Here is a 21960-nt window from a genome sequence, read left to right on the forward strand (position 1 = left end):
CAGGAGAACCTGCAGGCCAGCGAAGGGGTGGATGCCTCCGAAGGCTCGGTGCAGCGCTTCGCCTTCGAGGCCCAGCCCACGAGCTACGCCTGGCGTCCGCGGCGCAGCACGCCCAAGCCCTGGACCGAGGGGCCGCAGACGGCGTTGGTGGTGGGCCCCGCGGGCGAGGAGATCTGGACCGACCGCTACGGCCGCATCAAGGTGCAGTTCCACTGGGACCGTATCGGCCAGCGCGACGAGCATTCGAGTTGCTGGGTGCGCGTGTCCACATCCTGGGCCGGCGCCACTTTCGGCGCGGCCGCCTTGCCGCGCATCGGGCAGGAGGTGATCGTCGATTTCCTCAACGGCGACCCCGATTACCCGATCGTCACCGGCCGGGTGCACAACGCCGACGAGATGCCCGCTTGGGCCCTGCCCAGCCAAAAGCAGCTCACGGGCCTGCGCAGCCGCGAGCTGGGCGGCGGGCGCAGCAACCACCTGGCGCTGGACGATTCCACGGGCAAGGTGCAGGCCCAGCTCAAGAGCGACCACCAGAGCAGCAGCCTGAGCCTGGGCCACGTCGGCCGCCTCGACGACGTCACGGGCCGCAAGGACGACCGCGGCCAAGGGGCCGAGCTGCGCACCGACGGCCATGGCGCCCTGCGCGCCGGCCAGGGCCTGCTGCTGAGCACCGAGGCGCGGCCCAACGCCCAGGGTCACATCACCGACATGGCCGAGACCACCGCCCGGCTCACGCAGGGGCGCGACCTGCACGAGAGCCTGGGCCAGGCCGCGCAGGCGGCCCAGGCGCATGAGGCCGGCGACCAGGACGAGGTGGCCCGGGCGCTGAAGGCGCAGAACGACGCGATCAAGGGCAGCGGCGGCGACAAGGCGCACGGCCTCTTCCCCGAATTCCAGGAGCCGCACCTGACCTTGGCCAGCCCGGCGGGCATCCAGGCCACCACGGCCGGCAGCACCCATCTCGTGAGCGGCGAGCACACGGCCCTCACGAGCGGCGCGCACACCAGCGTGGCCGCCGGCAACAGCTTCCTGGTGAGCGCCAAGGAGGCGGTGCGCCTGTCCGCGGCCAAGGCCGGCATCCGCGTGACCGCGGCGAAGGCCGACATCGACATCACGGCGATGAAGGCCAGCATCCATGCGCTGGCCAAGCTCAACATCAAGATGGAGGCCAACCGCATCACCATCACGGCCCGGGACGAGGTGCTGATCAACGGCGGCTCCAGCTACACCCGATGGAGTGCGGACGGCATCGAGAGCGGCACCAATGGGGTGTGGCGTGCGCATGCGGCTTCGCATTCGATGGTGGGGCCGAAGAGCCTTCCAACGTCCAAGGGTTACGAAGCCAAGTGCGACCTGCAGGACAGCGGCGCCGCGGGCGGCGCATCGGCCTCGCGTTGATGGCTAGCGTGTTGCCCGTGCACCCGGATGCCTCGCTTCTGCTGCGCAGCTTGCAAAAAGGCTTTGCCAGGGCGCAGACGCAGGGGTCGCCTGCGCAAGCCTCCGTCGCCCCACCATTGTCGGCCTTCCTGGTGCTCGAACGGTGGCGAGACAATCCGCTCGCCGAGCACCTGCAGGAGCACCATCCGCTGTTGGCCGATGAACGAGTCGACGTCCCCGACGAGATCTACCGCGGACGTCCCGAAGCCGCGCCCACCCTCGTGCCACTGCCTGAAGGCTGGGTAGCCGATGCGCTCGATGCCAGTACCCAGGCTGTCCTGCACACGATAGAACTCGCGCTGGCCGCAGCACGGCTGCAGAGCGAGCGCCGCCTGGTGGACCAGATGTTGTGCGCCGTCGTCTTCAGTCCGTCAACGCCTGCGAGCATTGCAATGCACTGGACCCGCCTCGGCTTTCAGACCTCGCCCGCCGACGGCAAAGACAAACTTTTCCGCTACCAGGATGCACGCGTCATGCAGCGCGTGTGGCCGCTGCTCGATGACGAGCAGCGCTTGCAGTGGCTCGGACCAGTGACAGGGTGGTGGGCATTGAGCCAACCCTGGCGGCCTTGGTCATACGAGGAGGCATTCGCCACGGGTGGAGAAGTACCTACCGGCAGTGGCGCAGACTCGCCCGAATGGTTCATTGCCACCCGGCCGGTCCTGTCCCAGGCAGCGACTCGAGAGCCACGGCACGAAACCATGCGCCATCTTTTGCGCCTCGATCAATGGCATGCGGCGCACAGTGCGACGACAGGTACGCGGCTGTGGTTGAGCATGGCTTCGCGACGAATTCCCATTCGACGCCAACCCGATGGAGAAACGATGACCCGCCTCCTTCGCCAAGGGGCTGCATTGGGATTGACCCAGGAATCGGATCTATCCGAATTCGTCGACGCGTCATGGAGGGCACACCACTACGATGACCGACTCATCGCACGCGACTGGTCGGCGCCCCGCGATGCGGCCGTGCTGCGGCAGGCGCTCGCCCTGATGCATCCGGCACGCGATCACACGAACCAGCCGGCCAACAGCCGCGTTGCTTCACCTGGCTTTGCCAGCGCACTGCATGAAGCCGAGCAAGCCTTCTCGATCTCGACCAACCCCAACACTTCGCGAAGAGACTGAAGTCCATGCCTTGCGCCACCCCCTGCCGAAACTGCGATCGCAAGGGCCTGCCGATCCTGTTTACCCGTTATGCCGCCGCCTTCAGCGCGCAGGAGCAGGGGCTCGCTGCGCTCAAGCAGTTGCAGCCCACGGGAAATTTCCAGGCCCAGCCCGGCGGCGTGGCCATGCGCACGGCGCTCTACGGCGTGCGCATGCTGCGGCCGGGCTACCTGTACGTGCGGATTCAGAACGTATGCAAGGCCCACCCCGAGTGGCTTGCCTACATCGTGCACCCCCACGGCTACCTGGCGCAGTTCGACGTCGGGTTTCCGGAGGCTGCCAAGTCGAACCCGGCCTGCGAAATGGAAGTGCGCGGCGCCAACGCCTCCATGGTGTGGGTGGCGGACGCGAAGAACGTCACCGAGCTGCACTACATGTTCCACCCGGACCCGGTCGTGCCCAAGCACCTGTTCGAGCACATCGAGCCCCAGCGCGACACCTACATGCAGAAGTTCGATGTCGCAGGGTGGCTGGGCGGCAACACGAGCCAGAAGGACACCTGCCAACCGGGACAGCTCAACAGCCAGGTGATGGAGTTTTCGGCGCTGAAGGACACAGCCGTACAGACCGTGGGCAGCGAACAGCATTACGGACTCATGGGTGTGCACGGCGCCGAGCGCGAATGGGGCACCTACGAGGAGGCACGGACCGGCCGGCATTTCGAGAAGGTGCGCAACGAGACGCGCCGCGCCGACGGCAGCGTGGCCGTCACCGACACAGGCCCCGTCACCGGCATGGCGATTGGCCCCTACATCGCACGCATCACCGGCCCGCTCTACAAGGACGCGCATGGCCCCCGGCTGCGAAAGATGGCCGAGTTCCTGACGCAGCACAAGGGCGCCGTCGTCGCATGCGACGACCCCATCGGCATTGCCCAGGAACTCAGCCTGCACCATCTCACCGCCGCCATGCCGTATGTGCAGTGGCTCAAGGAGGTCGATGCTTCGGACCCCGGCAACGCGACCGTGACGAATGCATGGAAGCACGCAGCCAGCGAGAGCATCAAGACCGTGCGCGGAGCCCTCTACAAGAAGGCCATGGGCATGTATGACGCCGAAACGGACCGCCTGAAGAGCGTGCACGACGTCCTGGGCCAGCGCCGCGCCTACCCCGTGAGCACGACGATGGTCCGGCAAAAGGACGGGACCTATGCCGAGATGTCCGTCGAGGCGATGCGGGCGCAGCGCCGGGAAGCGCTGGAGGGAGAAATTGCCGCGCGTGAATCGGACCGTAGGCTCATCAGCGATGCGGAATCCGAAGCCGCGCTCAAGACGACGCTTGCGCATGTCGATGAGGCCAGGCTCAAGGATTTCGACGCTGATCACATGGCGCAGATCAAGGAGCGCGACAAGTGCATGGACAAGATGAGCGAGGACCTGATCGCTTGGCTCCAGTGCGATGCATTCCTGGTCAAGACACTGGGGCGCTACGACCGCAAGCCGAGCGGCATCGAAACCCGCGATGGCGCGCGCTGCGCGGGCCAGTTGTGCGCCATTCTGGAAACCATGGACAGCAGCCCGCGCGGGCGCAAGTGGTATGCCGATCTCCAGTTGTTCAAGGACGAACCGAAGAACCTCGTGTGGCGCATGGCGACGCTGAACAACGAGGCGATCTCACAGGAGTTGCTGCGCGTGCTGGACACACTGAAGGACACGCTGCCGCCGGCCACCGAGGTGGCGGATGCGGAAACGGCAGAAGAGAGCGCGCGCCAGCAGCGGGCCTGGGCCGCGATGGCGGCGGCGCTGGAGAAGATCCCGAAGACGCTCAAGGGTAGCCAGACGCTGATCAAAGAAGCGTCCAAGCTCGTCGACCCCGGAGCCGGCACGATGCAGAAGATTCAGTCACTGCAGAAGATCGCCGAGACGGCCGCGAAGAATGTTCATTCGGTGTGGGGAATTGCGGTGGTGCGGGCGGCCCAGAAGTTGGGTGCTTCGGCGATGGAGCTGAACCTCGCCAAAGGGCAGATCGTGTTGCTCTCGCACGGCCTGGGCGACAAGGCGATTGAGTTCGTGCGAGCGGAGCAGCGCCTGCTGGACGAGAAACTGCATGCCGAGGGAAGGCAGGTGGTCTACAGCAACAAACACAATCCCAGGCCGGGCGGACGAGCGTGGAAGCGGCACTACGACCACAAGGGCGAGAAGATGCAAGCCCGGGTGGATCGGGCGTTGGCGCTGGGTGCAGACAACGCAGTGAAGAACATGCGCATTCCGTCGGTGGTCGGGGGCCTGGAGATCATGAGCCTGATCCCGACCTTCGGTCGCGCGAGCGAGCGTGGCGATGATCCGAGGGCGGGCAGCCAGAGCGCAGGGGCACTGGCCGGCGCGATGGGAACCTGGAAGAGTTGGCGATCCGACTACTACGAAAAGAACGTCTACGAGGCGATCAAAGCCGAAACGCCGCTGGCCGCGCGGGCAAATCTGGTGACGGCATTGGACAATGAACTGCGCATGCTGAAGATCGGTGCGGCGCACTGGGTTGCGTCTGCTGCGGTTGTGGGGGTGGTTTGGGATGCGATTGATGGTGGAGCGGCGCGTCGAGAAGAAAATCATCTCCTCGCTCTCGCCTACTATGGCCGTGCCATTGTTGGTGGCACAACCATCGGATCAGTACTTTTGAGCGCTCATAATCTCAAGAATGTGAAGGTCGTTCTTTGGTGCACTCGCATCAATCTCGTGACAGGCGCTGCCACATTGGCGCTCAGCTATGCCATCGAGAAGATGAAGGAAAAAGAGTGGATCGACTGGCTCATGGCCGAACCTTTCCGGAAAGCCGACAGCAAAAAGATTCCGCATAACAGCGAGCAATTCATGCTCAATCAGCTCGCCAATGCGATTGCAGATATGGACTGACGAACGGCGACCACATGTTTCTTTCAGAGAGCGGTTATCGACAGGAGCAACGCAGCAGAGGTACACCTCAAGCGCTCGCGTACTTTGCGGACATTAACCAATACACGCGGCTGTACGGGATCCATGAGGGCATGGCACCTCGCCGGGAGAGTGAGCCAAAGCTTACGAGAAAGGAAAAGATCGAGCAGCAGAAACTCGCACGGCCTCAACTCTACGGAATGCGCTCGTTGTTCGACTTCAACGAGCATTTCATTGAGCTAAGCAATGCGGAAGAGGAAAAACGTTCGCTCAGCTCATTGCTTTTTTTCCTTTTCGCCTTCGTCCTTGCCCTACCTTTATACGTAGCTGTCAGTGCAATTCTCGGAACAGACCCCGCTTGGTTCGCTGGTGCGATGTTTGGAATGTTCCTCTTGGTGTTCTGCCTGTTGTACTTCTTGGCATGGCCCTACCTGTTTGCTCCAGCCTTCTTCACCAGCCTGCGCGCCCGTTACCGCTTCAATCGAACCACCCGCAAGGTCTACGCACTGCGCCCGAAGAAGTACGGCGGCAATGTCATCCTCGACTGGGACCGCGTGCAGGCACATGTTCGGTGGGCCCCGCCAAAGTCCTGGACGGCCGAACAACTCGCAGCGAGCGAGGTGGCGCGTGAAGAGCGCCTGCGCTCGGCTGGACTGGACAGCAATCTACTGTTGTATTGGCCCCCGCTGAATGCCAACGATCCCGAGCGCAAGGGAGAAGACATACTCTGGGTTGGTCCCAGCGGCAGCGGCGAGGCTTTGTGGCAATACATCCGAGCTTTCATGGAGGAAGGCATGGATGCCGTACCCAGACCTTCCGAGCACGAGTGGCTACGCAAAGGATTCAGTGGCCCTGGCGAGCATCTGGAAGAAACTGTCATGCATGGCTCGCACATGCGCGACGACATCATCGGCAAGGGCACCTCGGGTGCGACCTTCACCAACTACGCGACGAACTTCCTGTGGGCGCCGCTGCACAGCCTGGCCGAGCGGCTGTGCTACTGGCCCACGTTCCCCGAAGAATGGAACAGCGACTGTGGCCAGAAACGTCGCGAGAGCGGCATCGGCCCCGAAGAGCCATTGCGCTGGCCGTGCAAGGCGCCGAGGTAGCACGGCAAGTAGCGTGCAGGCCGAACTGCACCCCACTTGAGAACCCTTCATGTTCGTTCGCGAAAACAGCTACTGGTTGGCCAGGCGCCGCTCCCCCGAAAAAGGCCGCGCCCACCTCAACCTGCAAGGGCAAAAACACTGGCCGACCCAGCGCTCCGGTGCGCGCGGTATCGAGATGCCAGGTCGGGCTGCCTACGCCCAGAACGATGCGTACCTGGAGCTGTGCAACCCGGGGTGGGATTTGCAGTGGCGTGCCGGAATGGGGAATCTCTATGTTCTCCTGCCGGCTCTCGTGCTGATATGGATGTGGTATGGATTCGCGGTCCATCCTCTTCTCTTCGAAACGATCATCTTCTTTTGGCCGACCATGCCCTATGGGCAGGACGACTGGCCCTATGTCGCCTTTGGCTGGCTCTTGCTATTTCCCCTTGCATTGGCCAGCGCCTTCATGATCTTCGCGTGGTTCCACTACATGGGCATGCGCACCTGCTTCTTCACCCATGCCCGGGGGCGCATCCGCTTCAACCGGCTCACCCGCAAGGTGTATGTGCTGCGGCCTGCCTACTGCGGCGGCAACGTGGTGCTGGACTGGGAGCGCCTGGTGGCATTGTTCGAACCCGAAGGCTCCAGCGCAGGCGCCAAGCAGACCATCAAGGCGCTGGCGCTTTACCACCCGCCGTTCAATCCGACCGATCCGAGCGCCAAGGGCGAAGACTGCATCTTCGTCGGCCCAGGACTGTCGGGTCCTCTAGAGGCAGCGTCCCTGTGGGAATACATCCGCCAATACATGGAGGTCGGTCCCACGGTCGATCACGTGCCTCCCGATGCTTCTTCCACCTACAAGGGCATCGCCCGCTACCTGCATCCGGACTACACCACCTATTGCGGCAAGCCAAGCCGACGCCAGTACCAGTTGGAACAGAAACCGGGCTTCATGGAAACAAGCTTCCACATGATGAGCCAAGTGACTTGCTCATGGCCTACGTTCCCGAAGGAATGGCAAAGCGATTCAGGCATGGGCGAACCGGAAGACAAGCCGGTGCAAACGGGCGCTGTGATGACGGCGCTTGTCTACCGAGCGCAAGGCAAGCTGAGCAAGGCCGACGAGATCGAGTTCCTGCGGCACTGGGGAACGGCCGAGGCGCAGCAAGACGCGAGGTCACGCAAGGAGTGAACGCCGAGACTTTCTGCTGTCGACTGCACTGGAAGATGAATGCATCAATTGGGCGGATCGTCCACTGAACAAGAACAAGCTCCGAATCACACCGACCTAAAAGAAGTGCTGCTTGCCAACCGGCGAGCCGAGTTGGATCGGACCGCCAGGAATTACAGAATGTTCCCAAATGAGCATGTCTATCAGCGTGCACGCAGACGTTCGATTGAGGAGGGGCGCAGGTGCGTGCAGGCTGACGGCAGCAAGAGGCTGTTGAAGCCTGTCGAGCCTGTAGAACTCAGTAATGCCGCCTTGCCAGCAGGGCGGTGCATCTACGCGCAGAACGAAACTTACCTGGAGTTGTGCAACTCAGGGTGGGACCGGCAATGGAAAGCAGGCATCGGAACGGTATTTGTTCTTCTCCCCTGTTTGTTGATTTTCTGGGGGTTCTACGGTTTTTCTCTACACCCCATAGTTTTTGACCGCGTACTGCTGTTTTGGGGTACCAGCGAAAATGTGGCTACTTCAGCCGATCTATGGTTCGGTTGGCTGCTGCTTTTCCCCTTGTCCCTCGGCTGCTGTGTCTTGCTCTGGCTGTGGTTCGACATCATGGGCGTGCGCACGTGCTTCTTCACCTATGCACGAGGCCGCATCCGCTTCAATCGAATAACGCGCAAGGTCTACCTTCTGAGGCCACGAGGTTGCGGCGGCAACGCCGTCTTCGACTGGGATCGCCTGCGTGCCATCGTCGACATGGACGGCTATGACTTGCTGGCCAGAAAGAATGGAGCGCCTGGAAAGGCCGCGTACTACTCGCTCATCCTCTACCACCCGCCCTTCGACGCTGCCGATCCGCACGCCCAGGGCGAAGACGCCATCTTCGTTGGCCCCACATTGCCCATGCAGCAGGACGCGGCGCCGCTGTGGGAGTACATCCGTCGCTACATGGAATACGGTCCTGGCCGGGAGGGCATTCCCGAGCGAATAGGGCAAGAGCACACGACCTACTGCGGCAAGCCCAGTGCCCGCCAGTACAAGCTGGAGCAACGTCCCGGAGTCATGGAAACCGCCTATCACATGCTCAGCCAGGTCACCTGTTCATGGCCTGCATTTCCGAAGGAATGGCAAAGCGATTCAGGCATGGGCGAACCGGAAGACAAGCCGGTGCAGACGGGCGCTGTGATGACGGCTCTCGTCTACCGGGCACAAGGCAAGCTGAGCAAAGCCGACGAGATCGAGTTCCTGCAGCACTGGGGAACGCCCGAGGCTGTGCAAGAAGCAATGTCGCGCAAGGCGTGAAGCGACCGCGCATGCGCCGCGCGCCGGACGTATCTGACCGAATGCCGCACGCGGCTCTGCGCTTCTTGCTCAGCCCGCCACGCCAAACCCCGTGTCGAACGTGCTCTTCACATCCAGCGGCTGCTTGATGAGCCCCACCTGGCGATAGAAATCCGCCGTGCCCTGCTGGTCGGCAATGACCTGCGCATCGATGGGCAACCACTTCTGCTGGCGGCGCTCGAACTGCAGCTTGGCCGCCTCGGGCGGAATGCCGATGATGCGGGCCAGCGCGGCCGAGTAGGCATCGACGTTGCGGTACGACCAGAGCTGGGCCTTCACCACGCGCTGCAGAAAGTCCTGCAGCACCGGCCGCTTGGCGGCAATGGCGGCGTCGGTGGCCGCGAGGTAGCTGAGCCCCGGCAGCAGCCCGCGTCCGCTCACGAGCACGCGCGCATGGCGGCTGACCTCGGCCAGCGCGGTGTAGGGCTCCCAGGTGGCCCAGGCGTCGACCGAACCCTGCGTGAGCGCGAGCTTGGCGTCGGCCGGCGCGAGGAAGCGGATGTTGACCTCGTCGGGCTTCAGGCCGGCCGCGGTGATGGCCTTGAGCGTGACGTAGTGGCCGATGGAGCCGCGGTTGGTCGCGATGCTCCTGCCCCTGAGATCGGCCGCAGTCTTGAGCGGTGAATCGGGCCGCACCAGCACTGCGGTGCCGTAGGAATCCGAACGGTTCGCGCCGATGGCCTTGACGCGCGTGCCGGCCGCAAGCGCAAAGATGAGCGGCGCATCGCCGATGGGGCCGGAATCGACCGCCGCGGCATTCAGGGCCTCGGCCAGCGGCGCGGCCGCGGGGAATTCGGACCACTGGATGTCGTAGCCCAGGTCCTCGAGTCCGCCTGCCGCTTCGAGCAGCGCGCGCAGCCCGCCCTTCTGGTCGCCGGCCTTGAGAACAGGGCGGCCCTGTGCGCGCGCCTGCAATGAGAAGGCGGGCAAGGCCACGGCAGCGGCGAGGCCGCGTGCAAGAAGCTGCCGGCGTGATCGGTCGAGATGTGGGTTCATGGGTTCTCCGTGTTCAGTCGAGATAAGAAAAAAGTCAGTGGATGAAGCCGCCCTTGACGAAGCGCACCGGCTGCGCGTCCATGCGGGCGATCAGCGCGCCCAGGCCATCGGCGGGCAGTGCAGCAGCGCCCTGCTCCACCGTCGCACCGGGCGCGCGTTCGCTGCGGCACAGCAGGTCGTCGTCCGACCAGCCCGCCTTGCCGGGCGCACCGCGCGCGCGCAGCCAGCCGTCGCGATCGGCAATGAGCTGGGTGCCGGCCAGTTGCTCGGTGCCGGCGATGAGCGCCAGCGCCTCCCATCCGGCGGCGGAGTCGGCCACGCAATCGGCAGCCGTTGCAACCGCGCTCGAAGGCGGCCGCAGCAGCACGGTCACGAGGCGCGGGTCTTCGGCCGGCATCGCGCCGCCCGCCACGATGCGCACGCGCTGCCCGCGCCAGCTCGCGAGCAGTCGTGGCGGTTGCGAACCGCAGCGCACCGCCATGTCGGGCAGGCCGATGGGTTGCGGCCAGCTGCCGAGCGCACGCAGGCTCTGGCCCGCGCCCTGCGCCTTCATGTAGTCGACAAGCGCCCAGGCGTCGGCCTCGCCGAGCTTTCCGGCGAAGCCGGGCATCGTGGACTGGCCACCCTGCTGCGCATCGCGCGTGCCGTGGAGGATGCGCCAGAGCAGGTCGCCATCGGCGCGCCGCCACAGCAATGGACCGCTGAGGTCCGGCGGCCACACCGCCAGCGAGGCTGCGAGCGGGCCTTCGCCCTTGCCGTCCGCACCGTGGCAGGCCACGCAGTTCTGTTGGTAGAGCATGCGGCCCCGGGCGATGGACTTGGCCGTGAAGCCGGTCGGCGATGCCTGAAAGCTGGTGGGCGTTGCGGGCACCAGCACCACGCGCGACTCGGGCCAGGGCGCTGCGATCAGCAGCATCGGCACCAACGCGAGAAAGTAGAAGCGCAGGCGCGGCCAGAGCAGCGCGAGCAGCAACGCGAGCACCGCCACTGCGACGAACACCAGCGTCCACGCCAAGCTGCGCGCCTGTCCCAGGTCGATCAGCAGGTTCTCGCCCGACAGCCGCCGCGCCCACGGCCACGCCGGCTGGCCGTGCACATGCTGCGCGAGCCCGAGTGCATCGAGCACGCGCAGCAGCTGCAGCTGGGCGCCTTGCAGCAGGTCGATCAGCAGGTTGAGCCAATCGGCCTCGGGCGTGCTGTTCATCTCACCAGGTGGCGTCGAGCCCCAGGTGCCGCAACGCCTCGTGCCGCAGTTCGGCGAGCCTCGCATGGCCGCGGTGCCGCGGATACGGCAGGTCGACCACGATCTCCGCTGCGATGCGCGCCGGCCGGTCGCTTAGCACGATCACGCGGTTGGCGAGGAACAGCGCCTCCTCCACGTCGTGCGTCACCAAGAGCGCCGAGAAGCCCGCGCGCTGCCACAGGTTGACCAACTCGCTCTGCATCGCAATGCGCGTGAGCGAGTCGAGCTTGCCGAGCGGCTCGTCGAGCACCAGCAGCTGCGGATCGTTGACCAGCGCGCGCGCCAGCGCCACGCGCTGCGCCATGCCGCCCGAGAGCTGGTGCGGAAAGGCCTTGGCAAAGTCGGTGAGGCCGACAAGCTTCAGCGCCTCGTCGACGCGGCCGCGCTGCGCCTTGAGCACGCCGCGCGCCTGCAGGCCCAGCGCCACGTTGTCCCACACGCTGCGCCAGGGGTAGAGCGTCGGGTCCTGGAACACGACGATGCGCGACGGGTCGGGCCGCGTGATGGGCGCATCGTCCTGCGTGATGCGGCCGGCCGTGGCGGGCTCGAGCCCCGCCACCAGGCGCAGCAGCGTCGACTTGCCGCAGCCGCTCGGCCCCAGCAGCGCGACGAACTCGCCGGGCTTCACCGTGAGGTCGATGTCGTCGAGCACCTGCAGCGGCCCCGCGGACACATCGAACCAATGGCTCACGCCGCGGATGTCGATGTGCGCGCCGGCCTGGCGCACACCTGCACCTGCCGTTGTTGCGGTGGCTACCATTTCACGGTCCCCTTCTGCCACGACAGCACGCGGTCGCGCACCTTGAAGAGCAGCGTGATCAGGCCCGAGCACAGCACGGCCATCACAATCAGCGCGGCGTACATGTTCGAGTACGAGGCCCAGCCCTGCGCCCACGAAAGATAGAAGCCCAGCCCGGCCTTCACGCCCATCATCTCGGCCGTGACGAGCACCGAGAACGCCGCGCCCAGCCCCATGAAAAGGCCAACGAACACCTGCGGCAAGGCAGCCGGAATCGCCACGCGCAGCACCAGGAAGCGCTCGCTCGCGCCCATGGTGCGCGCCACGTCGTAGTAGTTGCGGTTGACCGAAGCGACGCCCGACCAGGTGAGCACCGCCACAGGAAAGCCCGTGGCGAGTGCGATCAGGAACACCGCGGCCGCATAGCTCGACGGAAAGAAGAAGAACGCCAGCGGCAGCAGCGCCGAAGCCGGCACCGGCCCCACGAAGCGCAGCACCGGATGCACCCAGTAGCCCGCGATGCGCGACCAGCCGATGGTCACGCCCGTGAGAAAGCCCGCGAGCGCGCCCAGCACGAAGCCGTGGGCCAGCAGCCGGGTCGAGTGCAGCAGGCTTTCGCCGAGGCGGCGCCAGTCGTCGATGTAGGTCTCGACCAGGCTTTGCGGCGGCGCGAAGAACGGCGTGGGGAGCAGCGCGAGCTTGGCGGTCGCGATCTCCCAGATGGCGAACAGCACGGGCAGCGCGACCAGCCATGGGCCCGCGGGCCGCAGCGCATGCGCGACGCGGCCGGCGCGCGGCCCGAGCGATGCAACGGCCAGCAGCAGCGCGCCCACCGCGATGGCGGCGATGCCGAACTCGTCGGTGTAGGCCCAGTCGCTGAAGCCGACGGCCTTGTTCGGCCAGTAGAGCGTGAGCAGGCCCAGGGCGAACCATGCTGCAGCGGCGGCGAAGCCGATGCGCCATGCGGGCGCAGCTGCTTGGATGCGGGTCGATGTCGAAGCAGGAGCCGGCGCGCGTTCGGGCGCCGCGGCTCCCACCCTCGCCCGCCCCCGGAAGGGGAGGGAATCGAAGCCCAATGCGGGGTCTGGGGTGCTCATGCGAGTGGATCGAAAGAGACGTGTTCGGCAAAGCGCACCGGATCGGTGGTCTTCTTGAGCACGCCGACACCGCGGAAATCGCGCGCATAGAACTCCACCTCGTCGCGCAGCTTCTTGCCGAGCGGATGGTGGTTGTGCGTGAGCGTGCCGAGCAATGCGCGCAGGTCTTCGATCGGCACCTTGGGCGAATACTTCGCAAACAGCCTGGCCGATTCGTTCGGGTTCTCGGCCACGTAGTCGGAGGCTTGCGCGATGGCACGCACGAGGGCCGCGACGGTCGGCTTGTCCTTGCGCACCAGTTCGCCGCGCGCGCCGACGATGCAGCAGACCTTGTCCTTGTATTCGCCCGAGAGGTTGCTCGCAATCTCCACGAAGGCGCCCTTGTTGCGCTTCTCGATCAGGTAGACGTTGGGGTCGCCATCGGCAATGGCGTGGATCTCGCCCTTCTGCACCGCGATGTCGAGCAGGTCGGCCGGGTACTGGCGCCAGGTCACGTCCTTGTCGGCATCGATGCCGTTCTTCGCAAGCAGGATCGAGAAGAAGTTCTTGCCCGGGCTCGCGATGTCCGACACGCCGATGATCTTGCCCTTGAGGCTTGCGATGCTGGTCGCGCCCGCGCTCTTCGCACCCACCAGCCGCACGCAGCCGCCGTGCGAGCTGCCGACGATCTTCACGTCGAAGCCCGACTCCAGTGGCTTGAGCCAGCGGTGGATCATGCCCACCGCCGCATCGGCCTTGGCCGTGGCCAGCGACTCCAGCAGCTGGTCGGTCGAACCGGTGTAGTTGATCAGGTCCACCTGCAGGCCATTGCGCTCGAAGTAGCCGCGCTCCTGCGCGACGACGACGGGCGAGAGGCAGAACGCGGCGGCGTTCCATGCAAAAGTGAGCTTGCGTGCCTGCTGCGAGAAGGCCTGCGAGGCGATCAGGCCGCCCGAGGCGACCACGGCAGCGGCGCCGCCTGCGCGCAGGACACCCCGGCGCGATATAGCGTGTGAAAGAGATGCGGTCATCGGGAACTCCAGTAGTTTTTCTTCAGAGCAGCAGATCGGGCTCCGCTTCGACCAGGCCTTCGTAGAGGCTGTCGAAGGAATGGATGGCCCCCTCCGGCCCTCCGATCTGGCTGTGCGTGTGGCGCGCGGTGTCCTCGTCGATGGGCTGCGGCTTGCCGGCGGCCTCGGCAAGGAGTTGCGTGTGGCAGGCGTTGTCGAGCGCGATGTACCACCACGCGGCGGCCTCGACCGTGGGGCCCGCGGTCAGGATGCCGTGGTTCTTGAGGATCGCGCCTTTCTTGTCGCCCAGCGCCCGCGCGATGCGGTCGCCCTCGCTGGTGTCGACCACCATGCCGGTGAAGTCGTCGAACAGCGCCACGTCGCGGTGGAACACGCAGCTGTCCTGCGTGATCGTGTCGAGCTTGCGGCCGAGCGTGGACCAGGCCTTGCCGTAGGTCGAGTGCGTATGCGCGGCCGCGACGATCTTCGGGTTGTGCTCGTGGATCGCGGCGTGGATGGCGAAGGCGGCCTTGTTGAGCGGCCGGTCGCCGATCACCGTCTCACCCTTCGCGTTGACCAGCAGCAGGTCGGAGACCTTGATGCGCGAGAAGTGGACGCCCAGCGGATTGACCCAGAAGTGGTCGCTGAGCTCGGGGTCGCGCGCGGTGATGTGGCCGGCCAGGCCTTGGGCGAAACCGAAGCGCGCGAACAGGCGGAACGCACCTGCGAGGCGCTCCTGCCGGTGGCGGCGCTCGGCCTGCACGCTGGTGCGCGGCGGGATCGGGTCGAACCAGTACTTCTGCTGCGGGTGGGGGTTGAGCTTGAGCGGCTGGGCCGCGTGGCGGTCGATGGAAAGAACGGCATTCATCGGAAATCTCTTGGGGTATTGGGTGTTGCTCCTTCCCCTCCCGGGGGAAGGTTGGGATGGGGGCATGACGGCTTCCAATGCAGTGGCAGTGGTCGAGGCCGCGAGCCCCCACCCCTGCCCTCCCCCGGAAGGGGAGGGAGCAAGACAAATCAGGCGGCCTTGCGGATCGAAGCCGCGCGCTGCGCCACCAGCTCGCGCGTGCGCGGAATCAGCTCGCGGCCGTAGTCGATCGCGTCTTCCAGCGGATCGAAGCCGCGGATCAGGAAGGTGGTCACGCCCAGGTCGTAGTAGTCGAGCAGCGCATCGGCCACCTGCTCGGGCGTGCCGACCAGCGCTGTGCTGTTGGAACGGCCGCCGATCTCCTGCGCAACCGCCGTCCACAGCCGCTTGTCGAGCCGCGTGCCCTTCTCGGCCGCGGCGAGCAGGCGCTTCGCACCTTCGCTCTGCTGCGGCCCGCCGCGGTTGTAGCCCTGCACCACGCGCAGGCGCCGGGTCTCGGCCAGGATGCTGTCGGCACGCGCCCATGCGGCCTCTTCGGTCTGCGCCAGGATCGGGCGGAACGACACCGAGAAGCGCACGCTGCGCCCGTGCTTCGCGGCCTCGGCACGCACGCGCGTGGTGAGCTCGCGCGCCTGGTCGAGCGACTCGCCCCACAGCGCATACACGTCGGCGTATTTGCCGGCCACCGGAATGGCCGCCTCCGAAGCACCGCCAAAATACACCGGCACATGCGGCCTGCCATTGCGCGTCTGCACCGGCTTCACTTCGGAGAAGGCGTTCTGGAAGCGGTAGTGCGCGCCTTCATGGTCGAAGGGCTTGTCGGCGGTCCACACCTTGTGCAGCACGTCGAGGTATTCGTCGGTGCGTGCATAGCGCTGGTCGTGGCCGAGCCAGTCGCCGTCGCGGCGCTGTTCCTCGTCGGAGCCGCCCGAGATGTAGTGCACCGCGAGCCGGCCGCCGCTGAACTGGTCGAGCGAGGCGAACTGACGCGCCGCCAGCGTGGGCGCCACGAAGCCGGGCCGGTGCGCGAGCATGAAGTGGATTCGCTCGGTGACCGAGGCGGCGTAGGCCACGGTGAGCGTGGCATCGGGGCCGGTCGAATGGTGCGGTACCAGCACGCGGTCGAAGCCGGCGTTCTCGTGCGCCTGCGCAAAGGCGCGCACGTAGTCGCGGTCGATGGCCGGGCCCTTGGCGGCGTGGATCTCCGAGACCTTCTGGCCCTGGATCATGCCGATGAATTCAACGTCGTTCTGGCTCATGGTGTCCTCGTGTTTTCGGAATGGATGCGTGGTGGGTCAAGCGGCAGGCGGGCGCAGCACGCTTTCGAAGCTGCGGTCCCACAGCGGCGTCACGTCGGCCGGGCCGTCGAGCACGCCGATCTTCAGGAAGGTGTCGGCCACCTGCTGGTGGCTGCGCACCACGGCGTCGGTGACGGGGCCGAGGCTGTAGTCGCCGCTGCGGCCGTTGAAGAGTTCGACCAGGTCGCCGACCGGCACGCGCGTCTCGGCCGATTGCGCACGCGCATAGGCCAGGAAGTTGCCGTTGATCCACGCGAACGAACGCTGCAGGCGCTGCAGCAGGTCGCTCAATGCCGCGCGGCGCAGTTCGTCGTCCAGCGCGCGCGGGTTGGCGTAGATCGGGAAGTTGCCCGACAGGTAGCCCACGCCGGTCTTGATGGTGCGCGCGCCGTACTGGATGCGCGCGATCTGGCCGTTGTAGCCGTAGATGGCCCAGGCATCGAGATCGCCGCGCGCGAAGGCCGAGAGGCCGTCCGAAGGCGTGAGGCTCACGGCCTGGATGTCGCTGAACGACAGGCCCGCCTCGGCCAGCTGCCGGGCCAGGTAATAGTGCGAGGTGGTGGCGCGCACATAGCCCACGCGCTTGCCCTTGAAGTCGGCAATGCGGCGGATCGGCGAATCCTTGCGCGCCAGCGTGGCCTGGTTGTTGAGGTCTTCATGCGTCACGGCCACCAGCTTCACGCTGGATTTCTGGCGCGCCGCGAACACCGGTGGAATTTCGCTGCCCGAGCCCAGGTCGAGCGCATCGCCGTTGATGGCCTCGATGTGCAGCACGCCATTGTTGAGCTCGCGCCAGTCGATCCTGTAGGGCGTGTTGGCCTGGCCGGAAGCCTGCAGCAGCGGCCGCCAGAGGCCCTTGTAGGTGCCGACGCGCAAGGTCACGCCGGAAAGGTCGCGCGCCGGTGCCGCAGCCCGCGCCGCGCCCAGGGCACTCCAGCCTGCGGCGGCCTGCAGCAGGCGGCGCCTGTCGATCGGGAAGTCAGATGTCATGCACCGGACCGTACCGAGGCAGCCGGAAAAAGCGAACGCAGAAAAACGAGTTTGCATATGCGGGATGCGTCGTTTCCGGTGTGGCGCGGTCCCGGTACTGTGCGCAGCCATGAGTGCACTCCCCTTGCGCCGCCCGCCGGCCACGAATGAAGACCCCGCGCCTGCCACCGTCGATGCCGCATTGCTCGCGCATCTGTCGGCGCAGTTCACCGCCACCGCGGCCGACCACGACCGCAGCGGCGCCTTTCCGCATCCGAACTTCGCGGCCTTGCAGTCGCATGGGCTCATCGGCCTGGTGGCGCCCGCGGCGCACGGCGGCGGCGGCGCCACGCTGGCCACGGCACGCCGCGTGATTGCGGCCGTGGCGCGCGGCGAGCCGGCGACCGCGCTGATCCTCACGATGACCTACTTGCAGCACCATGCACTCGCGCGCAGCGACAGCCGCTGGCCGCCGCACCTGCGCGAACGGGTGCTGCGCAGTGCGGTGGAACGCGGCGCGCTCATCAATGCGCTGCGCGTGGAGCCCGCGCTCGGCTCGCCCGCGCGCGGCGGGCTGCCCGCAACGGTCGCGCGCCGCGAAGGCAGCGGCTGGAGGATCGACGGCCACAAGCTCTACACGACGGGCATCGAAGGCCTCAGGTGGCTCGCCGTGTGGGCCCGCACCGATGAAGCCACGCCGCGCACCGGCGTGTTCCTGGTGCCGCGCGATGCGCCCGGCGTGCGCGTGATCGCGAGCTGGGACCATCTGGGCCTGCGCGCTTCGGGCAGCCACGAAGTGGTGTTCGAGAACGTGGCCATCGAGCTCGACCATGCGGTCGACCTGCGTGCACCGGCCGACTGGGCACCCGACGCCGGCAGCCAGACCGACATCGATGCCCACGCCGCGCAGCAGGCCTGGATGACGGTGCTGCTCGGCAGCCTCTACGACGCCGTGGCGCAGGCGGCGCGCGGCTGGCTGGTGGACTTCCTGAACCATCGCGCGCCCGGCAGCCTGGGCGCGCCGCTCGCGAGCCTTGCGCGCGTGCAGGAGCATGCGGGCGAGATCGAGGCGCTGCTTCGCACCAACCGCGTGCTGCTCGACGAGGCCGCCCGTGCCGTGGACGAAGGTCGCGCGCCGCCGGCCACCGACAGCGGCCTGCTCAAGTACACCGTGACCGGCAACGCGATCCGCGCGGTCGAGCTCGCGCTGCAGCTCAGCGGCAACCACGGCCTCGCGCGGCAGAACCCGCTCGAGCGGCACTACCGCGACGTGCTGTGCAGCCGCATCCACACGCCGCAGAACGATGCGATCCTGGTCGTGGCGGGCAGGCGTGCGCTGCTGTCCGAGGGAGCTGCCGCATGACCGATCTGCCGTTCTCCAAGGCCTCGCGCCGCCGCTGGCTCAAGCAGGGCGCGGCGCTCTCGCTTGCCGCGGCCGGACCGCTGCGCGCATGGGCGCAACCGCAAACCACGCTGGTGCTCGGCGACCAGGCCGGCGGCCTGCGCGCGCTGTTCGAAGCCTCGAAGGCGCTCGAAGGCGTGCCCTTCGCCTATCGATGGGCCAACTTCCAGGGCGCGGCGCCACTGTTCGAGGCGCAGCGCAGCGCGGCCGTCGACACCGCCGTGGCCGGCGACCTGCCGGTGCTTGCCGCGGCGGTCGGCCGGACGCCGCTGAAGATCGTCGCCACGCGCGTCGGCAAGGCCGATGCCCTGGGCATCGTGGTGCAGCCCGATTCGCCGCTGCGCAAGGTGGCCGACCTGCGCGGCAAGACCGTGATCGTCTCGTCCGCGCGCGGCAGCATCTCGCAATACCAGCTCTACGGCGCGCTCGAAGAAGCCGGCGTGCGGCGCGACGAGGTCACGGTGAAGTTCGTGCTGCCGACCGATGCGGCCGCGGCCTTCGCCTCGAAGCAGATCGATGCCTGGGCCGTCTTCGATCCCTACTACACGATCGCGCTGCAGCAAGGCGGGCGCATCCTGCGCGACGGACGCGGCATCAACACGGCGCTGGGCTTCATCACGGCCAGCGAGCCCTCGCTGGCCGACCCCGCCAGGCGAGCGGCCATCGTGCAGTTTCTCGACCGGCTGGCGCGCGCAGGCGAATGGGCGCTGGCCAACCCCGAGGCCTATGCGCAGGCCTACAGCCAGCTCACGCGCCTGCCGATCGAATCGGCCCGCATCATCACGGCGCGCGCCTCGGTCACGGGCCGGCCTGTGACCGAGGCCGACATCGCCGCACTGCAGACGGTGGCCGACCGCTCGGCGCGCGACGGCATCCTGCCGCTGCGGGTGGACGTGCGCGCCATCACCGATGCGCAGCTGTGGAAGCGCCCCGCATGAGCGGCACCTCGGCCATCGCGCCGCTGCGCGAATTCGTCACCGCGTTCGGCCGCCTGCTCGACAGCGGCCCCGAGGAGCCGCGCATTCTTTCCGAAGGCGGCGCCCTGCTCCGAACGCTGGTGGCGCAGGACGACTGGCTGCCCGACGCCTTCGCCCAGCCCGACCCGTCGCGCTACCAGCAGTTCCTGCTGCATGCCGACAGCACCGAGCGCTTCTCGGTTGTGAGTTTTGTCTGGGGACCGGGCCAGGCCACGCCGGTGCACGACCACACCGTATGGGGCCTGATCGGCATGCTGCGCGGCGCCGAATACAGCCAGGGCTATGCCGTCGGCAGCGACGGCCTGGCACGGCCGCAAGGCGAAGCGGTGCGGCTGGGCGCCGGCGACGTGGAGGCCGTCTCGCCCGCCATCGGCGACCTGCATCGCGTGCACAACGCGCATGCAGGCCGCGTATCGATCAGCATCCACGTGTACGGCGCCAACATCGGCGCCGTGCGGCGGCATACTTACCCGGCCGAAGGCGGGCGCAAGCCATTCGTCTCGGGCTACTCCAACACGCTGCTGCCCAACCTGTGGGACCGCTCAGCCGAACTCAGATCGACCACGACATCCGCATGACGACCACTGCCTTCCCCCTGCTGCCCTTCGCCGCCGTGCGCGCACGCCTGCTCGCACGCGAGGAAACCGCGCTGCTCGACGTGCGCGAGGAAGACCCCTTCGCGCAGGAACATCCGCTCTGGGCCGCGAACCTGCCGCTTTCGCGCATCGAGATCGAGGCCTGGCGGCGCATTCCGCGGCGGGACACCTTCATCGTGCTGTACGGCACGCATGGCGGCATCGACCTGGCGCCGCTCGCCGCGCGCACGCTGGCCTCGCTGGGCTACACGAACCTGCACCTGCTCGAAGGCGGCCTCGAGGGCTGGCGCGCGGCCGGCGGCGAGCTGTTCCGCGACGTGAACGTGCCGAGCAAGTCCTTCGGCGAGCTGGTCGAACACGAGCGGCACACGCCCTCGCTCTCCGCGCCCGAGGTGAAGGCGCTGGTCGACGGCAAGGCCGACGTGGTGGTGCTCGACGCGCGCCGCTTCGACGAATACCAGACCATGAGCATTCCCTCGGCCACCAGCGTGCCCGGGGCCGAACTGGTACTGCGCGTGCGCGAGCTCGCACCCGATCCGTCGACCCAGGTGATCGTCAATTGCGCGGGCCGCACCCGCAGCATCATCGGCACGCAGTCGCTGGTGAATGCGGGCATTCCGAACCCGGTGGCGGCACTGCGCAACGGCACCATCGGCTGGAAGCTCGCAGGACAGGTGCTGGACCATGGAGCGCAACGCAAGGCGCCGGCCGAGATCTCCGATGCGCACCGCGCGCAGGCCCAGGCCGATGCGCGGCGCGTGGCCGACAGGGCCGGCGTGCGCCGCATCGCGCTCGATGCGCTGCATGCGCTGGAAGCCCCGGGGCGCACCGTGTACCGCTTCGACGTGCGTACGCCCGAGGAATACGAGGCCGGCCACCTGTCCGGCTTTGCGAGCGCGCCCGGCGGGCAGCTGGTGCAGGAAACCGATCACCAGGTGCCGGTGCGCGGCGCGCGCATCGTGCTGGCCGACGACGATGGCGTGCGGGCCTCGATGAGCGCATCCTGGCTCGCGCAGATGGGATGGGAGGCCTACGTGCTCGACACGGTGCCTGCCGCTTCGGCCTTCGCCGAGACGGCCGCGCCGTCGCCCGCCTTTCCGCCCGCCGCGGCCATCGTGGGAGAGATCTCGCCAAGCGAGTTGGCGGCCCTGCTGAAGCAGCAGAGCGGCACGGCAGTGATCGACGTGACCACCAGCGCCAACTATGTGAGGCGCCACATCCCCGGCGCCTGGTATGCGATCCGCGCGCAGCTCGCGGGTGCGATCGATGCGGCCATTCCTGCATCGCAACGCTATGTGCTGACCTGCGGCAGCAGCCTGCTCGCATGCTACGCCGCGGCCGACCTGCGCCTGCTGCTCGATGCGCGCGGCCAGCGCGACGTCGAAGTGCTGGTGCTGGCCGGTGGCAACGCGGCATGGTTTGCGGCAGGCCTCGAAGCCGAATCGGGCGAGACGCGGCTCGGGACGCCGCGCACCGACCGCTACCGCCGGCCCTATGAAGGCACGGATGCGCCGGCGGAGGCCATGCAGGCCTACCTGGACTGGGAATACGGCCTTGTGGCGCAGCTGGCGCGCGACGGAACGCACCATTTCCACGTGATCTGAGGCGCGGCGCGCCGCCCCGGCTTGCAACCGGCCGGTCACATTATTTCGCGAGGGTAAAGGAGGTCATCCGCCGGTGGCGCGGGGCGTTTTCTGAGAATAACGATCAACTCGT

The 21960-nt window shown here is 67.0% G+C and carries 18 protein-coding genes; 10 read left to right on the forward strand and 8 right to left on the reverse strand.

Translation table 11 applies throughout. The features are described 5' to 3' along the window. The 6 genes from FB547_RS19970 to FB547_RS19995 all read left to right on the forward strand — a co-directional run. Positions 1 to 1398 (forward strand): type VI secretion system Vgr family protein (locus FB547_RS19970; protein ID WP_145745242.1); only part of this gene is annotated, 1398 nt, incomplete at its 5' end. Next, a complete protein-coding gene (locus FB547_RS19975) occupies positions 1398 to 2564 on the forward strand; it encodes a DUF4123 domain-containing protein (protein WP_145745244.1) in 1167 nt (388 codons plus the stop codon). The genes FB547_RS19970 and FB547_RS19975, both read left to right, overlap by 1 nt. A gap of 5 nt (positions 2565 to 2569) precedes the next feature. Further along, a complete protein-coding gene (locus FB547_RS19980; RefSeq protein WP_145745246.1) occupies positions 2570 to 5452 on the forward strand; it encodes a T6SS effector BTH_I2691 family protein in 2883 nt (960 codons plus the stop codon). A gap of 14 nt (positions 5453 to 5466) precedes the next feature. Next, positions 5467 to 6579, forward strand: coding sequence for an MFS transporter (locus tag FB547_RS19985; protein ID WP_145745247.1), 1113 nt, complete (start codon positions 5467 to 5469; stop codon positions 6577 to 6579). Positions 6580 to 6628: 49 nt separating this feature from the next. After that, positions 6629 to 7753: a hypothetical protein gene (locus FB547_RS19990; protein WP_145745249.1), complete on the forward strand. Its 1125-nt coding sequence runs from the start codon at positions 6629 to 6631 to the stop codon at positions 7751 to 7753. A gap of 39 nt (positions 7754 to 7792) precedes the next feature. Further along, a complete protein-coding gene (locus FB547_RS19995; protein WP_261380345.1) occupies positions 7793 to 9031 on the forward strand; it encodes a DUF6708 domain-containing protein in 1239 nt (412 codons plus the stop codon). 69 nt (positions 9032 to 9100) lie between these two features. Here FB547_RS19995 and FB547_RS20000 read toward each other — a convergent pair whose 3' ends face one another. From FB547_RS20000 to FB547_RS20035, 8 genes are all read right to left on the reverse strand, one after another. Next, on the reverse strand, positions 9101 to 10066 hold the full coding sequence (locus FB547_RS20000) for an ABC transporter substrate-binding protein (protein ID WP_145745251.1): 966 nt from the start codon (positions 10064 to 10066) through the stop codon (positions 9101 to 9103). A 34-nt stretch (positions 10067 to 10100) separates the two neighbouring features. Next, positions 10101 to 11270, reverse strand: a complete 1170-nt coding sequence (locus FB547_RS20005; RefSeq protein WP_145745253.1) for a c-type cytochrome — start codon at positions 11268 to 11270, stop codon at positions 10101 to 10103. 1 nt (position 11271) lies between these two features. After that, the gene (locus FB547_RS20010; protein ID WP_145745255.1) at positions 11272 to 12069 is read right to left on the reverse strand and encodes an ABC transporter ATP-binding protein; all 798 of its coding nucleotides are present in this window, start codon (positions 12067 to 12069) and stop codon (positions 11272 to 11274) included. Then, the gene (locus FB547_RS20015; protein ID WP_145745257.1) at positions 12063 to 13145 is read right to left on the reverse strand and encodes an ABC transporter permease; all 1083 of its coding nucleotides are present in this window, start codon (positions 13143 to 13145) and stop codon (positions 12063 to 12065) included. The genes FB547_RS20010 and FB547_RS20015 overlap by 7 nt, the downstream gene beginning before the upstream one ends. Further along, on the reverse strand, positions 13142 to 14155 hold the full coding sequence (locus FB547_RS20020) for an ABC transporter substrate-binding protein (protein ID WP_145745259.1): 1014 nt from the start codon (positions 14153 to 14155) through the stop codon (positions 13142 to 13144). Before FB547_RS20020 ends, FB547_RS20015 begins: the two co-directional genes overlap by 4 nt. Before the next feature lie 22 nt (positions 14156 to 14177). After that, positions 14178 to 15002, reverse strand: coding sequence for a class II aldolase/adducin family protein (locus FB547_RS20025; RefSeq protein ID WP_145745261.1), 825 nt, complete (start codon positions 15000 to 15002; stop codon positions 14178 to 14180). Positions 15003 to 15151: 149 nt separating this feature from the next. After that, positions 15152 to 16261: an LLM class flavin-dependent oxidoreductase gene (locus FB547_RS20030; protein ID WP_145745263.1), complete on the reverse strand. Its 1110-nt coding sequence runs from the start codon at positions 16259 to 16261 to the stop codon at positions 15152 to 15154. A 36-nt stretch (positions 16262 to 16297) separates the two neighbouring features. Then, complete coding sequence (locus FB547_RS20035; RefSeq protein WP_145745265.1) at positions 16298 to 17290, reverse strand: ABC transporter substrate-binding protein; 993 nt, start codon at positions 17288 to 17290, stop codon at positions 16298 to 16300. A 109-nt stretch (positions 17291 to 17399) separates the two neighbouring features. Here FB547_RS20035 and FB547_RS20040 point away from each other — a divergent pair, with 109 nt between their 5' ends. Genes FB547_RS20040 through FB547_RS20055 form a run of 4 tightly spaced genes read left to right on the forward strand, consistent with a single transcriptional unit; the run spans position 17400 to position 21848 of the window. After that, on the forward strand, positions 17400 to 18632 hold the full coding sequence (locus FB547_RS20040) for an acyl-CoA dehydrogenase family protein (protein WP_145745267.1): 1233 nt from the start codon (positions 17400 to 17402) through the stop codon (positions 18630 to 18632). Then, positions 18629 to 19609 carry an ABC transporter substrate-binding protein gene (locus FB547_RS20045; protein WP_145745269.1) on the forward strand — a complete coding sequence of 327 codons (981 nt, stop codon included), beginning with the start codon at positions 18629 to 18631 and terminating at the stop codon, positions 19607 to 19609. Before FB547_RS20040 ends, FB547_RS20045 begins: the two co-directional genes overlap by 4 nt. Beyond that, positions 19606 to 20226 carry a cysteine dioxygenase gene (locus FB547_RS20050; RefSeq protein ID WP_145745271.1) on the forward strand — a complete coding sequence of 207 codons (621 nt, stop codon included), beginning with the start codon at positions 19606 to 19608 and terminating at the stop codon, positions 20224 to 20226. The genes FB547_RS20045 and FB547_RS20050 overlap by 4 nt, the downstream gene beginning before the upstream one ends. Beyond that, positions 20223 to 21848 carry a rhodanese-related sulfurtransferase gene (locus FB547_RS20055; RefSeq protein ID WP_145745273.1) on the forward strand — a complete coding sequence of 542 codons (1626 nt, stop codon included), beginning with the start codon at positions 20223 to 20225 and terminating at the stop codon, positions 21846 to 21848. Before FB547_RS20050 ends, FB547_RS20055 begins: the two co-directional genes overlap by 4 nt. The last annotated feature ends 112 nt before the right edge of the window (positions 21849 to 21960 follow it).

The organism is Variovorax beijingensis (assembly GCF_007828835.1).
GTDB classification, from domain to species: Bacteria; Pseudomonadota; Gammaproteobacteria; order Burkholderiales; family Burkholderiaceae_C; genus Variovorax; species Variovorax beijingensis_A.